We start from the raw sequence: 13,684 nt of genomic DNA, 5'->3' as shown, positions 1-13,684 counted from the left end.
CGCCGACCTGCCGCAGGCTTCGTCCCGCGCCGAGGGGGTTTCCCCGGTGCTGCGACCCGGACGCGGACCTCCGGCCGCGGCCTGACGCCCCTGCCGCCGCGGCAGCCGCCCTTCGCCTGACCCTGCCCTCTCCCCGGGGCAGCCCGTTGCCTGTCCTGCCCCTCCCTGCCCTGCGGAGCGCCCGCCCTTGCCCATCGAGCACAATCTTCTTCTTGCCCTCCTCGCCCTGCCCTTTCTCGGCAGCCTGCTGGCGGCCTCGCTGCCCGCCAATGCCCGCAATGCCGAGGCCTGGCTCTCCGGGCTGGTGATGCTGGGCGGGCTGGTGCTGCTGGCCGGGCTGTTCCCCTCGGTGTCGAACGGCCAGGTGATCCGCGCGCCGGTGTCCTGGGTGCCCTCGCTGGGGCTGAACCTGACCTTCCGGCTCGACGGCTTCGCCTGGCTGTTCCTGCTGCTCGTTCAGGGCATCGGCTTCCTCGTGGTGCTCTACGCCCGCTACTACCTGTCGCCGAAGGACCCGGTGCCGAAGTTCTTCAGCTTCCTCCTCGCCTTCGCCGGCTCGATGACCGGGCTGCTGTTGTCGGGCAACATCATCATGCTGGTGGTGTTCTGGGAGATGACCAGCCTCTTCTCCTTCCTGCTCATCGGCTACTGGCACCAGAGCGCCGCCGCCCGCGACGGCGCGCGGATGGCGCTGGTGGTGACCGGGGCCGGCGGCTTCTGCCTCTTGGCCGCGATGCTGCTGATCGGCCATGTCGTCGGCAGCTACAACCTCGACCGGGTACTGGCCTCGGCGAGCATGCTGCGCGGGAGCGGGCTCTACGTGCCGATCCTGATCCTGTTCCTGCTGGGCGCCTTCACCAAATCGGCGCAGATGCCGTTCCACTTCTGGCTGCCCAACGCCATGGCCGCGCCGACGCCGGTCTCGGCCTATCTGCATTCCGCGACCATGGTGAAGGCCGGGGTCTTCCTGCTCGTCCGCTTCTCGCCCGCGCTCGGCAACACCGAGCTGTGGTTCTGGCTGGTGGCCGGCACCGGCATGGCGACGCTGGTCCTCGGCGCCGTGGTGGCGCTGTTCCGCCACGACCTGAAGGGGCTCTTGGCCTATTCCACCATCAGCCATCTCGGCCTGATCACCGCGCTGGCCGGGATCGGCAGCCCCGGCGCCATCGTCGCCGCGATCTTCCACATCGTGAACCACGCGGTGTTCAAGGCCTCGCTGTTCATGGCCGCCGGCATCATCGACCACGAAAGCGGCACCCGCGACATGCGCAGGCTCAGCGGGCTGATGCGGCTGATGCCGATCACCGGCACGCTGGCCATCGTCGCCGCCGCCTCGATGGCCGGGGTGCCGCTGCTGAACGGCTTCATCTCGAAGGAGATGTTCTTCGCCGAGGCCGCCGACTGGCACAACGGCTCGATCCTCGACGACGCGCTGCCCTATCTCGCCACCTTCGCCAGCATCTTCAGCGTCGCCTATTCGCTGCGCTTCATCCACACCGTGTTCTTCGGCCCGCCGCCGGTGGACCTGCCCAAGACCCCGCACGAGCCGCCGCTGCTGATGCGCCGCCCGGTGGAGCTGCTGGTGATCCTCTGCCTCGTCATCGGCATCCTGCCGGCGGCCTCGCTCGGGCCCTACCTGCAGGCCGCGGTCACCTCGGTGCTGGGGCGCGACACACCGGATTACAGCCTCGAGATCTGGCACGGCTTCAACACGCCCTTCGTCATGAGCCTGATCGCCATGGGCGCGGGCGTGCTGCTCTATGTCCTCACCGCGCGCTGGCTGCCGGGCAGCCCCGAAGGCCCGCCGCTGCTGCACCGCATCAAGCTGCAGAAGGTCTTCGACCGGATGATGCTCTTGATGTCCTGGAAATGGCCGCGGCAGATCCTCCTGCGCATCGGCACCGAGCGGCTGCAGCCGCAGCTGCGCCTCCTCGTGGCGCTGGCGCTCGGCGCGGCGATCTGGGTGCTGGCCGACGCCGGCCGGCTGGTGCCGGACCTGACCGAGGGCAGCTTCGACCCGGCCTTCACCCTGGTCTGGATCGTCGGGGCCGCCTGCGCGCTCGGCGCGGCCTGGCAGGCGAAGTACCACCGCTTCGCGGCGCTGGTGCTCCTGGGCGGCGCCGGCCTCGCCACCTGCATCACCTTCGCATGGCTCTCGGCCCCCGACCTCGCGCTGACCCAGCTGCTGGTCGAGATCGTCACCACCGTCCTGCTGCTGCTCGGCCTGCGCTGGCTGCCGCAGCGCCGCACCGACATCGCCGCCGACCGGCTGATGGCGGCGCGGGTGCGGCGCGGCCGCGACCTGGTGCTGGCGGCGATCTGCGGCGGCGGGCTGGCGCTCGTCTCCTACACGGTGATGACCACCGCGCCGGGGCCGAGCATCGCCGACTGGTTCCTCGCCAACGCCTACAGCGAGGGCGGCGGCACCAATACGGTGAACGTGATCCTCGTCGATTTCCGCGCCTTCGACACCTATGGCGAGATCACCGTGCTGGCCATCGTCGCGCTGACGGTCTTCGCCCTGCTGCGCCGCTTCCGCCCGGCCAGCGAGAGCACCGGCCTGCCGGAGCAGCAAAAGCTGCAGGACGCCGCCGACCACCGCGCCGACGGCCGCCAGCCGGGCGACACGCTGGACAACTACCTGCTGATCCCCTCGGTGATCATGCAGTGGATGTTCCCGGCGATCATCCTGCTCTCCGCCTACCTGTTCTTCCGCGGCCACGACCTGCCCGGCGGCGGCTTCTCGGCCGGGGTCACCCTGGCCATCGCCTTCCTGCTGCAATATCTGGCGGCGAATGTGCGCTGGATCGAGGACCGGCTGCGCATCCTGCCGACCCGCTGGATCGGCATTGGCCTGCTGATCGCCACGGCGACCGGCGCCGGGGCCTTCCTGTTCGGCGCGCCCTTCCTGACGGCGCATGCGCAATATCTCGACCTGCCGCTGATCGGCAAGGTGCCCGCCGCCACGGCGCTGCTCTTCGACCTCGGCGTCTACGCCGTGGTGGTCGGGGCGACCGTGCTCATGCTGATCGCGCTGGCGCACCAGTCGCTGCGCCACAGCCGCAGCCGCGACAAGGAGGACAGCTGATGGAACTCACCCTGGCCATCGCCATCGGCATCCTGTTCGGCTCGGGCGTCTGGCTGATCCTGCGGCCGCGCACCTTCCAGGTGATCGTCGGGCTCTGCCTGATGTCCTATGGCGTCAACCTGTTCATCTTCTCGATGGGCCGGCTGCGCATGGGCGCGGCGCCGATCCTGACCAAGGGCGCCGAGATCGACCCCTCGCGCTACAGCGACCCGGTGCCCCAGGCGCTGGTGCTGACCGCCATCGTCATCAGCTTCGCCACCACCGCGCTGTTCCTCGTCGTTCTGCTGGCCTCGCGGGGCTTCACCGGCACCGACCATGTCGACGGAAAGGAGCGCGAGCAATGAGCGGCCACCTGATGATCCTGCCGATCCTGATCCCGCTGGTCGCCGGCGCGGTGATGCTGCTCTACGATGACCGGCAGCGCCGGGCCAAGATGGTGATCAGCCTCTTGTCGGCGCTAGCGCTCCTGGCCTGCGCCGTGCAGCTCTTGGTCCTGTCCAAGGGCAGCGAGGCCACGGGCGGCAACCGGATCGGGCTTTACCTCCTCGGCAACTGGCCCTCGCCCTTCGGCATCGTGCTGGTGCTAGACCGGCTGTCGGCGCTGATGCTGCTGGTGACGGCGGTGCTGGCGCTGGCCTCGCTGGTCTATGCCGCCGCCGGCTGGCACCGGCGCGGGCAGCATTACCACAGCCTGTTCCAGTTCCTGCTGATGGGGGTGAACGGCGCCTTCCTGACAGGCGACCTCTTCAACCTCTTCGTCTTCTTCGAGGTGATGCTGGCGGCGAGCTACGGTCTCCTGCTGCACGGCTCCGGCCCGCAACGGGTGGGGGCCGGGCTGCATTACATCGCGATCAACCTCGCCGCCTCGCTCTTGCTGCTGATCGGCATCAGCCTGATCTACGGCGTCACCGGCACGCTGAACATGGCCGATCTCGCGGTGAAACTGCCCACCGTCGCCGCCGCCGACCGGCCGCTGCTGCACATGGCGGCGGCGATGCTGGGGGTGGCCTTCCTCGTCAAGGCCGGGATGTGGCCGCTGTCCTTCTGGCTGGCCAACGCCTACATGGCCGCGGCGGCCCCGGTGGCGGCGATGTTCGCCATCATGACCAAGGTGGGGATCTACGTGATCCTGCGGCTCACCTCGCTCCTCTTCACCGGCAGCCACGCCTCGACCGGCTTCGGGTCCGAGGTGCTGCTGGTCGGCGGGGTGGCGACCATCATCTTCGGCTTCGTCGGCGTCCTCGCCGCGCAGGGGCTGGGGCGGATGGCCGGGCATCTGGTGCTGGTCTCCTCCGGCACCATGCTGGCGGTGATCGGCATGGCGCTTGGCGGCGCCGGTCCCGGGCTGGTGGCCGGCGCGCTCTACTACATGGTCAGCTCCACCCTCGCCCTCGCCGCGCTGTTCCTACTGCTGGAGCCGATGGGCCGCGAGCAGGGCTCGATCGCCGCCATGCTGGCGCTGACCGCCGACGCCTTCGGCATCGACGACGAGGGCCCCGAGCTGGGCCTCGCCATCCCCGCCACGCTCACCGTGCTCGGGCTCTGCTTCGCCGCCTGCACCCTGCTTCTGGCCGGGATGCCGCCGCTCGCCGGCTTCGTCGGCAAGTTCGCCATGCTCTCCTCGGCGCTGAACCCGGCCAACATCGCCTTCCGCAACGATGTCACCCCCGCCGCCTGGGTCTTCACCGGGGTGCTGCTGCTCTCGGGTCTCGCCACGCTGGTCGCGCTGGTGCGGGTCGGGGTGCAGACCTTCTGGGCCAACGAGGACGACGTGCCCAAGGTCATGGCGCTGGAGATCGCGCCGGTGATCGGCCTGCTCGCCCTGACCGTGCTGCTGACCATCGAGGCGCAGCCGGTGATCCGCTACATGGACAACACCGCCCGGGCGCTGAACCGGCCCGAGATCTACACCAACGGCGTGCTGCAGGCGGCGCGCCAGCGCGAGGCGCTGCAATGACCAAGCTGATCCCGCATCCCCTGCTGTCCCTGACCCTGCTGCTGGTCTGGCTCCTGCTGACGCGCTTCTCGCTGGGCCAGCTGGTGCTGGGCAGCGCGGTGGCGCTGGTGGCCGGCGGGGCCATGTCCACGCTGGAGCCGGAGAAGACCCGGCTGCGCCGCCCGCTGCTGCTGCCGGGCTACGTGCTGCGCATCCTGCGCGACGTGCTGGTGTCGAACTACGATGTGGCCCGACAGATCGTCACCAATGCGCCGCGCCGTCCCGGCTTCGTCGAGATCCCGATGGAGCTGCAGGACCGCAACGCGCTGGCGCTGCTGGCGATCATCTTCACCGCCATGCCCGGCACCGCCTGGATCGAATACGACCGCGCCCGCAGCGTGCTGACGCTGCATGCCTTCGACCTCGACGGCCAGCAGGACTGGCCCGGCTTCATCAAGCAGCGCTACGAAAAACCCCTGCTGGAGATCCTCGGATGAGCGCCCAGATCCTCGTTGTCGCCCTCACCTTCGCCCAGATCGCCCTCGGCCTCGCCCTCGGCTGCGCCGCCTACCGCTGCCTGCGCGGCCCGCGCGCGCAGGACCGGGTGGTCGGGCTGGACACGCTCTATGTCAACGCCATGCTCCTGTTGGTGACCAGCGGCATCCGCACCGGCGGCAGCTTCTTCTTCGAGGCGACGCTGGTGATCGGCATGCTCGGCTTCGTCGCCACCGTGGCGCTGGCCAAGTTCCTGATGCGCGGCGAGGTGATCGAATGAGCCATCTCGACGCCATCCCCCTCTGGGCCGCCATCCTCATCGCGCTGCTGCTGGTGGCCGGCTCCAGCCTCGTGCTGATCGGCTCCATCGGCCTCGTCCGGCTCGGCAGCTTCTACGAGCGTATCCATGCCCCGACGCTGGGCACCAGCTGGGGGGCCGGCGGCGTCGTGCTGGCCTCGATGCTGACCTTCTCGATTCTCGGCGGCCGGCCGGTGCTGCACGAGCTGATTATCGCCCTGTTCATCACCATCACCATGCCGGTGACGCTGATGCTGCTCGGCCGGGCGGCGCTGTACCGCGACCGGGCGGAAAAGGCGACCGACGAGCCGCCGAAGCGGGTCTGAGGCCTCAGGTCGCGATGGCGTTCTGGAAGGCCGCGCCTTCCAAGAGCCGCTGCGGCGTCTCGGCCGCGGCGGCGATCGAGGACAGGGGCGCCCGCAGCCGATAGCTCAGCCCCTCCGGCCCCTGACTGCGCTCGGCGGTGCCGTTCAGCATGGCCGGCACCGCCCGGGTCAGAAGCTGCATGCCGAAGCCCCCGGTCTCGGGCGCAGGCTCAGGGATCGGGGCGCCGCCGCTCTCCTGCCAGTGCAGCGCCAGCTCCTCGCCGCTGACGCTCCAGCCCAGCCGCACCTGCCCCTCGGCGCTGGACAGCGCGCCATGCTTCACCGCATTGGTCGCCAGTTCATGCACCGCCAGCGCGAATTGCTGCGCCGCCTCGGCGCTGATCTCCACCGGCGGGCCGCCCAGCGTCACCCGCCCGCCATAGGTCTGCAGGATCGGGTCGAGCTGGCGGCGCAGCACATCCTCCAGCGGCGCCGCGGCCTGCGAGGCGCTGCCGAGCACCGCCGAGGTGGCGTTCGACAGCGCGCTGATCCGGCCGAAGAACAGCTCGACGAAGGTCTTCACATCCGGCACCCCGCGCGCCGTCTGCCGCGCCAGCGACGAGACGATGGCGAGCAGGTTCTTCGAACGGTGCACCATCTCGCGGGTCAGCACCTCGAGCCGGTCGTTGGCCTGGCGCAGCGCCGCGGTGCGCTGCTCCACCTTGGCCTCCAGATCGCGCTGCGCCTCGCGCAGCTGCGCCAGCGTGCTCTCATGCGCGGCGATCTCCTGCTGCAGCCGCAGGTTGGCGGCCTCCAGCTGGGCCGGGCTGGGGATCGCCACGACGCGCGGCACCAGCCGGAACAGCACCACCGCCGTGGCGCAGGACACCAGCGCCGTCGCCAGCTTCAGATAGCCGTGCAGCGCATAGACCCCGACCCAGAGCGTGACGATCGACACCAGATGCGTCAGGCCGCAGAGCAGGATGAAGGCGGCGAACAGCGCCACCAGCTTGCGATAGCGGATGTCGGGCCGGCGGCGCAGCACCTGCATCAGCGCGAAGGGAATGGCGGCATAGGCGAGGAAGATCAGCAGGTCCGACCCGGCATAGAGCACCACCAGCCAGGGGTCCCAGAACAGGCAGTAGCCGTGCGGCATGTAGGTCGAGACATCGAATAGCTGCATGGCTGGCTCCCCGCGAACCGCAGGCCAGAGCCCGCAACCTGTCACAGTGATATGGTTGTCGCGGATCGCCAGATCATTGGAAAGAGCCAGTTACGCCTTTTTCCCACCGCTACCACAAAGAGGTAACGGTGCGGCAGGGCGCTCTGCCCAGTTCAGCGCCTCGCCGAAGCCGCCTCCAGCAGCAGGCTCTGCTCCGCCGTGACCTGCAGCGTGCAGAGCGAGGCCGCGACGCTGCGGTCCGGCTTGCCGCGGCGGCGCATCGCCTCGAAGAAGCAGCGCTTCTCGCTCCAGTCCTGCCAAGCCGCCTGCATCAGCGCCAGATCGTCGGTCATGCGCGGCGCGCCGCTGGCCAGCTCTTTGGCGAATTCGACATCCGACAGCTCGGCCTGCCGCATCATCCGCGCATAGGCCGCGTCCATCCGGGCGCGCCACCACTCGGTCTCGGCGTTGGCGCAGCTGGCCCGCTCCACCTCGGCCGCGCCGCGGATCGCCTTGACGCAGGCCGCAGCCGCCTTCCCCGGACAGGCGCGCCGCGCCTCCGGCGTGCTGGCCGCGGCAAGACACTCCTCGGTCGGTTGCGGCGAAAAGGCGATGGTCTGCGCCGCCGCCGGGGCGGAAAGGCTGCAGAGCAGCAGGAAAAGCATCACTCGCATGGTAGAACCAGTCATTCGGGAAAGGGGCCGCCAGGATCGGCGACCCGGAAGGTTGTACAGGGCGCTATTGCGCCGCCAGCTCGTCCCAGCAGGCCAGCGCGTGACCGGCATACATCAGCCCCGGCCCGCCGCTCATCTGCACCGCCATGGCCAGCACGTCGCCCAGCTCCTCGCGGGTGCCGCCGGCCTTCATCAGCGCCTCGACATGCAGAAGGATGCAGGGCTCGCAGCGCTGCACCAGCGCCATGCCGAGCGCGACGAACTCCTTCTCCTTCAGGCTCAGCACCCCGCCGTCCTTCACCGCCTTCGACAAGAGGCCGAAGCCCTGCGTCTGCTCGGGGAGGGCCTTGTACAGCCCCTTCAGCTCGCCCCGCATGTCGTCGATCTTCGCCTTGTAGCCCACTGTCCGCTCCTCGAAACAAAAACCCGTCACATGCGATCTATTGCATGTGACGGGCGCGGTCCGTGACGCAGATCAAGAAGCGGGGTCAGGGATGCGGCGATCCCTCGGCCGGCAGGGCCTGCACCTCCTCGCACCAGACCTTGAAGCCGGTCAGCATATGCGGCCCGAAGGAATGCAGCAGCGGCACATCCGCCGCGTCACGCCCGCGCGCCACCACGATGCGGCCGATGCGCGGCTGGTTGTTGCGCGGGTCGAAGGTCATCCAGCGCCCGCCGACATAGACCTCCATCCAGGCCGAGAAATCCATCGGCAGCACCACAGGCACGCCGATGTCGCCGAGATAGCCGTTGATGTAGCGGGCCGGGATGTTCATGCAGCGGCAGAGCGCGATGCCCAAATGGGTGAAATCGCGGCAGACCCCGGTGCCCTCCTGCCAGGCCTCGTAGGCGGTGCGGGTGTTGCGGGCGTTCTGGTAGTCGAAGCGGATGTGATTGTGCACGAAGTCGCAGATCGCCTGCACCCGGCCCCAGCCCGGCGCGATATGGCCGAACATGTCCCAGGCCAGCTGGCTCAGCCGGTCGGTCTCGCAGTAGCGCGAGCCGAGCAGGTAGACCAGCGTGTCATCCGGCAGATTGGCGATCGGCGTCTCCTGCGCCGACCAGTCCACCGGGTCGGTGAGACCGGAATCGGCGATCACCCCGTCGGCGGTGAGGGTGAGATCCCCGGCAGGCGCGACGAAGCGGCGGCAGGTGTTGCCGAAGAGGTCGCGGTAGATGCTGGTGGGAACCTCGGGCCTCGTCATCACCGTGTCCGGCATGCGCAGATCCGACAGACGCTCGTCGCGCAGGGCGAGCAGGCTGATCATCGGCGTGGGCTGCTGGCAGTTCACCGAGATCTCGTAACCGAACCGTATCAGCATGGGGGCCGCCTCGCGTTAAAACATGTGTCGGACAATCATCTGCGGGAGAACCCGAGGCCGCCGCCTAAGTTCCGCCGGCGGCGCGGCGGAGCAGAGGCGAATAGGCTCATCCGGCCGGGCAACGCCCGCCAGAAGTCAGCAACGCCGCAATAAAAGGCAGTCCGGGAAGGATCAGCCGCGCTTCAGCCGGATGACCACATCGACCCGGCTCAGCTCGGACCCCGCCGGAAGTTCGGGGATCCGGCTGATCTCGAGCTGGTCCTTCGGCGCGTCGAACAGTTCCGCCGTGTCTTCCCAGAAGAAATGCGGATGATCGTCCATTCGCGTGTCGAAATAGCTGCGGGCGCCGTCGACCACGACTTCCTGGATCAGCCCCGCCTCGCAGAAGGCGCGCAGCGTGTTGTAGACCGTGGCGAGGCTCACCTTCTCGGAGCCGCGGACCGAAAGCGCGAACAGGCTTTCGGCGGTGACATGCCGATGCTCGCCGTCTCCCACCAGCAGCGCGGCAAGCGCCACGCGCTGGCGTGTCGGACGCAGGCCACCGCGCGACAGCCATTCGGTGCCGCGTTCAATTGCCGTCCGTCCCATCTGACTTCCTGTTGCCATGGTTCATTATATCGCGTTCAATTCGCATATATCAAACAAAAAGCGTCGCAGGCCCAGTACCCCACCCGCCCTTGCCACTCCTCGGACCCGGGTGATAGAGGGAGGCGATTGACCCCGGGGAGGACGAGGAGACGCAATGGCGCAGTTCCCGACATATTTCGACAAGGAGGCGCTGCTGCAATGTGCCCGTGGCGAGCTTTTCGGCCCCGGCAATGCCCAGCTGCCCCTGCCCCCCATGCTGATGATGGACCGCATCACCGAGATCAGCGCCGATGGCGGGCTGCACGGCAAGGGCCATGTGGTCGCCGAATTCGACATCACGCCGGACCTGTGGTTCTTCGCCTGTCACTTCCCCGGCAATCCGGTGATGCCGGGCTGTCTCGGCCTCGACGGCCTGTGGCAACTCACCGGCTTCAACCTCGGCTGGCGCGGCTGGCAGGGTCAGGGCTTCGCGCTCGGGGTCGGTGAAGTGAAACTGCAGGGCATGGTGACACCGGCCCGCAAGATGATTACCTACCACGTCGATTTCACCCGCGTGATCGACCGCCGCCTGAAGATGGGCGTCGCGGACGGGCGCGTGGTCGCCGATGGCGAAGAGATCTACAACGTGAAGGACATGAAGGTCGGGCTGGCCGCCGCTGCCGCCTGACACTGTGAAGGAGAGCGCCATGCGCCGCGTCGTCATTACCGGGATCGGGATCATCTCGCCGATCGGAAACAACGCGACCGAGGTCGAGGCCAGCCTGCGCGCCGGCCGGTCCGGCATCGTCGCCTCGCCGCAATATGTCGAGCACGGCTTCCGCAGCCGGGTGCACGGCATGCCGCAGATCGTGCTGGAAGACCACATCGACAAGCGCGACCTGCGCTTCATGGGGCCGGGCGCGGCCTACAACTTCCTCGCCATGCAGCAGGCCATCGCCGATTCCGGCCTCGAGGCCGCGGATGTGTCAAATCCGCGCACCGGCCTGATCATGGGCTCCGGCGGGCCCTCGACCTCGAATTTCTTCGAGGCGCATCGAATCGTCATCGAGAAGGGCGCGCCCAAGCGCATGGGGCCCTTCATGGTCACCCGCTGCATGTCCTCGACCAACTCTGCCTGCCTCGCCACGCCGTTCAAGATCAAGGGCGTGAACTACTCGATCACCTCGGCCTGCTCGACCTCGGCGCATTGCATCGGCAACGGCGCCGAACTGATCCAGATGGGTAAGCAGGACGTGGTCTTCGCCGGCGGCGGCGAGGAGCTGGACTGGACGCTGTCCTGCCTCTTCGACGCGATGGGCGCGATGTCCTCGAAATACAACGACACGCCCGAGACCGCCTCGCGCGCCTTCGACGCCACGCGTGACGGCTTCGTCATCGCCGGCGGCGGCGGCGTCGTGGTGCTGGAAGAGCTGGAGCATGCCCTTGCCCGCGGCGCCAGGATCTACGGCGAAGTCACCGGCTACGGCGCCACCTCCGACGGTGCCGACATGGTCGCGCCCTCCGGCGAGGGCGGCGAGCGGTCGATGAAGCTCGCGGTCTCCACGCTGCCCGAGGGCCGCAAGATCGACTACATCAACGCCCATGGCACCTCGACCCCCGCGGGCGACGTGACCGAGGTGAAGGCGATCCGCCGGGTCTTCGGCGAAGGCCAGGTGCCGCCGATTTCCTCGACCAAGTCGCTCACCGGCCACAGCCTCGGCGCGACCGGGGTGCACGAGGCGATCTACTCGCTGCTGATGATGAACGGCAATTTCATCGCCGCCTCGGCCAACATCACCCAGCTCGACCCCGAGATCCATCCCGAGGAGATCGTGACCGAGCTGCGCGAGGGCGTGAAGCTCGACTCGGTGCTGTCCAACAGTTTCGGCTTCGGTGGCACCAACGCCACCCTCGTCATGAGCAAATTCAACGGGTGAGGATTTCGGCATGGCCGATCTGATGAAGGGCAAACGCGGGCTCGTCATGGGCGTCGCGAACGAACGCTCGATCGCCTGGGGCATCGCCCGGGCGATGGCGGCGGAAGGCGCGGAACTGGCCTTCACCTATCAGGGCGAGGCCTTCGGCAAGCGGGTCGAGCCGCTGGCCGCCTCGGTCGGATCGTCCTTCCTCGTCGATGTCGACGTGACCGACGACGCCTCGATGGATCTGGCCTTCGGCCGGCTGAAGGACGAATGGGGCAGCCTCGATTTCGTGGTCCATGCCATCGCCTTCTCCGACAAGCACGAGCTCGCGGGCCGCTTCATCAACACGTCGCGCGACAACTTCCGCAACTCGCTGACGATCTCCTGCTATTCCTTCATCGACGTGGCCCGCCGCGCCTCGGAGCTGATGCCGCAGGGCGGCACGCTGCTGACGCTGACCTATCAGGGCTCCAACAAGGTGACGCCCTATTACAACGTGATGGGCGTGGCCAAGGCGGCGCTGGAATCGGCCGTGCGCTATCTCGCCAACGATCTCGGCCCGCAGCAGATCCGCGTCAACGCCGTCTCGCCCGGCCCGATGAAGACGCTGGCCGGCGCCGCCATCGCCGGGGCGCGCAACACCTACCGCCACAGCGACACCAACGCCCCGCTGCGCTCCAACGCCACGCTGGAGGCGGTGGGCGGCACGGCGGTCTGGCTCGCCTCGGATTACGGCGCCTGCACCACGGGCGAGATCGTCCATGTCGACGGCGGCTACCACATCCTCGGCATGCCGCAGCCCGAGAACATCTAGGCTTTCCGCAAGACCGTTCGGCAAGGGCCCGCCACCGCGCGGGCTTTTCCTTTGGCGGCGGGCGCGGCCTCTGGCAGTCTGATCCTCTCACCCCGAAAGGATTTCCCATGCCGCAGATGATCTTCGTCAACCTGCCCGTCTCGGATCTCGACCGCGCGAAGGCCTTCTACGAGGCCATCGGCTTCAGCATCAACCCGCAGTTCAGCGACGAGACCGCCGCCTGCGTCGTGGTCTCGGAGACGATCTTCCTGATGATCCTGACCCATGCGAAATTCGACAGCTTCACCCCCCTGCCCCGCGCCGACACCAGCGCCAGCACTGCAGCGCTCATCGCCCTGACCCGCGACAGCCGCGACGCGGTGGACGATCTGGCGGCGGCGGCGCTGCAAGCGGGCGGGTCGGAGCCGAAACCGGCGACCGATCACGACTTCATGTATACCCGCACCGTCATGGACCCCGACGGCAACGTCTTCGAGCCGTTCTGGATGGACATGGAGGCGGCGCAGACCGCCGAGAAGATGTGAGTGGAGCGGGTAGCGGGAATCGAACCCGCACCAAGAGCTTGGAAGGCTCGTGTGATACCACTTCACCATACCCGCGTCGGGAAAAGCGATAGCACCATCCGGAGCGGCACTCAAGGGTCGGCGCGCGGCGCCTCGGGGCTCAAGGCTCCCCGCGCGGCTCCTCGCCCGGCTCGGGCGTCAGCCCGTAGGGCGCCACCAGCCGCCAGACATGGGCCGGGACCATGTTCTTCATCCGCGCCGGATGGGCGCGGCGCAGGTGCAGCACCGTCTCCACCGCCTTCATCTCCACCCGCGCTCGGGCGAACTCCAGCCCGCGCGGCCCGATCCGCGGCTGCAGGAAGGCGACAACCGGCCGCAGCCAGTCGGGCATCGACCGCAGCGGCAGCCCGCCCGCCGCCCGCGCCGTGTTCTGCATAAACCCCGCCACCGCGCCCTTGCGCTTGCCCTTGCTGGTCAGCGGCTTCACCGCCAGCCGCTCCGCGATCAGGCCCAGCATCGCCGCCCCGCGCGCGTTGCGCACCAGAAGCCACTGGTCGCCATCGCCGCCCATGTAGCCCACGGTGATATCGGCCAGCCG

General features: G+C 68.5%; 15 protein-coding genes, 1 tRNA gene and 1 pseudogene. 10 read left to right on the top strand and 7 right to left on the bottom strand.

Annotation, left to right across the window (positions count from 1 at the left end; all coding sequences use genetic code 11):
- Nucleotides 1-187 precede the first annotated feature (187 nt).
- From C5F48_RS17505 to mnhG, 6 genes are read left to right on the top strand one after another with little or no spacing between them, the layout of a single operon-like run.
- Nucleotides 188-3,088 carry a monovalent cation/H+ antiporter subunit A gene (locus C5F48_RS17505; protein WP_170139600.1) on the top strand — a complete coding sequence of 967 codons (2,901 nt, stop codon included), beginning with the start codon at nt 188-190 and terminating at the stop codon, nt 3,086-3,088.
- Nucleotides 3,088-3,432 (top strand): Na+/H+ antiporter subunit C, encoded by a 345-nt coding sequence (locus C5F48_RS17500; RefSeq protein ID WP_107665146.1) that lies wholly within the window; start codon nt 3,088-3,090, stop codon nt 3,430-3,432. The genes C5F48_RS17505 and C5F48_RS17500 overlap by 1 nt, the downstream gene beginning before the upstream one ends.
- Nucleotides 3,429-5,045: a monovalent cation/H+ antiporter subunit D gene (locus tag C5F48_RS17495; RefSeq protein ID WP_107665145.1), complete on the top strand. Its 1,617-nt coding sequence runs from the start codon at nt 3,429-3,431 to the stop codon at nt 5,043-5,045. Before C5F48_RS17500 ends, C5F48_RS17495 begins: the two co-directional genes overlap by 4 nt.
- The gene (locus C5F48_RS17490; RefSeq protein ID WP_107665144.1) at nt 5,042-5,521 is read left to right on the top strand and encodes a Na+/H+ antiporter subunit E; all 480 of its coding nucleotides are present in this window, start codon (nt 5,042-5,044) and stop codon (nt 5,519-5,521) included. Before C5F48_RS17495 ends, C5F48_RS17490 begins: the two co-directional genes overlap by 4 nt.
- A complete protein-coding gene (locus C5F48_RS17485) occupies nt 5,518-5,799 on the top strand; it encodes a K+/H+ antiporter subunit F (RefSeq protein WP_107665143.1) in 282 nt (93 codons plus the stop codon). Before C5F48_RS17490 ends, C5F48_RS17485 begins: the two co-directional genes overlap by 4 nt.
- On the top strand, nt 5,796-6,143 hold the full coding sequence (gene mnhG / locus C5F48_RS17480; RefSeq protein WP_107665142.1) for a monovalent cation/H(+) antiporter subunit G: 348 nt from the start codon (nt 5,796-5,798) through the stop codon (nt 6,141-6,143). The genes C5F48_RS17485 and mnhG overlap by 4 nt, the downstream gene beginning before the upstream one ends.
- Nucleotides 6,144-6,147: 4 nt before the next feature.
- Here the strand turns inward: mnhG and C5F48_RS17475 are convergent, their stop codons facing one another.
- The 5 genes from C5F48_RS17475 to irr all read right to left on the bottom strand — a co-directional run bounded on the left by C5F48_RS17475 (nt 6,148) and on the right by irr (nt 9,868).
- Nucleotides 6,148-7,305, bottom strand: coding sequence for a sensor histidine kinase (locus C5F48_RS17475; RefSeq protein ID WP_107665141.1), 1,158 nt, complete (start codon nt 7,303-7,305; stop codon nt 6,148-6,150).
- Between the two features lie 152 nt (nt 7,306-7,457).
- The gene (locus C5F48_RS17470; RefSeq protein ID WP_107665140.1) at nt 7,458-7,958 is read right to left on the bottom strand and encodes a lysozyme inhibitor LprI family protein; all 501 of its coding nucleotides are present in this window, start codon (nt 7,956-7,958) and stop codon (nt 7,458-7,460) included.
- Between the two features lie 64 nt (nt 7,959-8,022).
- Nucleotides 8,023-8,361 carry a carboxymuconolactone decarboxylase family protein gene (locus C5F48_RS17465; protein ID WP_169310916.1) on the bottom strand — a complete coding sequence of 113 codons (339 nt, stop codon included), beginning with the start codon at nt 8,359-8,361 and terminating at the stop codon, nt 8,023-8,025.
- Nucleotides 8,362-8,446: 85 nt separating this feature from the next.
- Nucleotides 8,447-9,280, bottom strand: coding sequence for a transglutaminase-like domain-containing protein (locus tag C5F48_RS17460; protein ID WP_107665139.1), 834 nt, complete (start codon nt 9,278-9,280; stop codon nt 8,447-8,449).
- Between the two features lie 171 nt (nt 9,281-9,451).
- A complete protein-coding gene (gene irr, locus C5F48_RS17455; protein WP_181247721.1) occupies nt 9,452-9,868 on the bottom strand; it encodes a Fur family transcriptional regulator Irr in 417 nt (138 codons plus the stop codon).
- A gap of 154 nt (nt 9,869-10,022) precedes the next feature.
- On the opposite strand from irr, the gene fabA reads away from it, so the two are divergent.
- The 4 genes from fabA (at nt 10,023) to C5F48_RS17435 (ending at nt 13,107) form a co-directional block, all read left to right on the top strand.
- A complete protein-coding gene (gene fabA / locus C5F48_RS17450; protein WP_107665137.1) occupies nt 10,023-10,535 on the top strand; it encodes a bifunctional 3-hydroxydecanoyl-ACP dehydratase/trans-2-decenoyl-ACP isomerase in 513 nt (170 codons plus the stop codon).
- 19 nt (nt 10,536-10,554) lie between these two features.
- Nucleotides 10,555-11,784, top strand: coding sequence for a beta-ketoacyl-ACP synthase I (gene fabB / locus C5F48_RS17445; RefSeq protein WP_107665136.1), 1,230 nt, complete (start codon nt 10,555-10,557; stop codon nt 11,782-11,784).
- Between the two features lie 10 nt (nt 11,785-11,794).
- Nucleotides 11,795-12,583, top strand: a complete 789-nt coding sequence (locus C5F48_RS17440) for an enoyl-ACP reductase FabI (protein ID WP_107665135.1) — start codon at nt 11,795-11,797, stop codon at nt 12,581-12,583.
- Nucleotides 12,584-12,690: 107 nt separating this feature from the next.
- A complete protein-coding gene (locus C5F48_RS17435) occupies nt 12,691-13,107 on the top strand; it encodes a VOC family protein (protein ID WP_107665134.1) in 417 nt (138 codons plus the stop codon).
- 1 nt (nt 13,108) lies between these two features.
- Here the strand turns inward: C5F48_RS17435 and C5F48_RS17430 are convergent.
- Nucleotides 13,109-13,182 (bottom strand) — tRNA-Gly (locus tag C5F48_RS17430).
- A gap of 64 nt (nt 13,183-13,246) precedes the next feature.
- A pseudogene (locus C5F48_RS17425) lies at nt 13,247-13,684 on the bottom strand (coenzyme F420 hydrogenase); the annotation flags it as partial.

It is taken from the genome of Cereibacter changlensis JA139 (genome assembly GCF_003034985.1).
Classification (GTDB): Bacteria; Pseudomonadota; Alphaproteobacteria; order Rhodobacterales; family Rhodobacteraceae; genus Cereibacter; species Cereibacter changlensis.
Note: the sequence above shows the minus strand (reverse complement) of the source record. Positions and strands in the feature narration are given on the sequence as shown.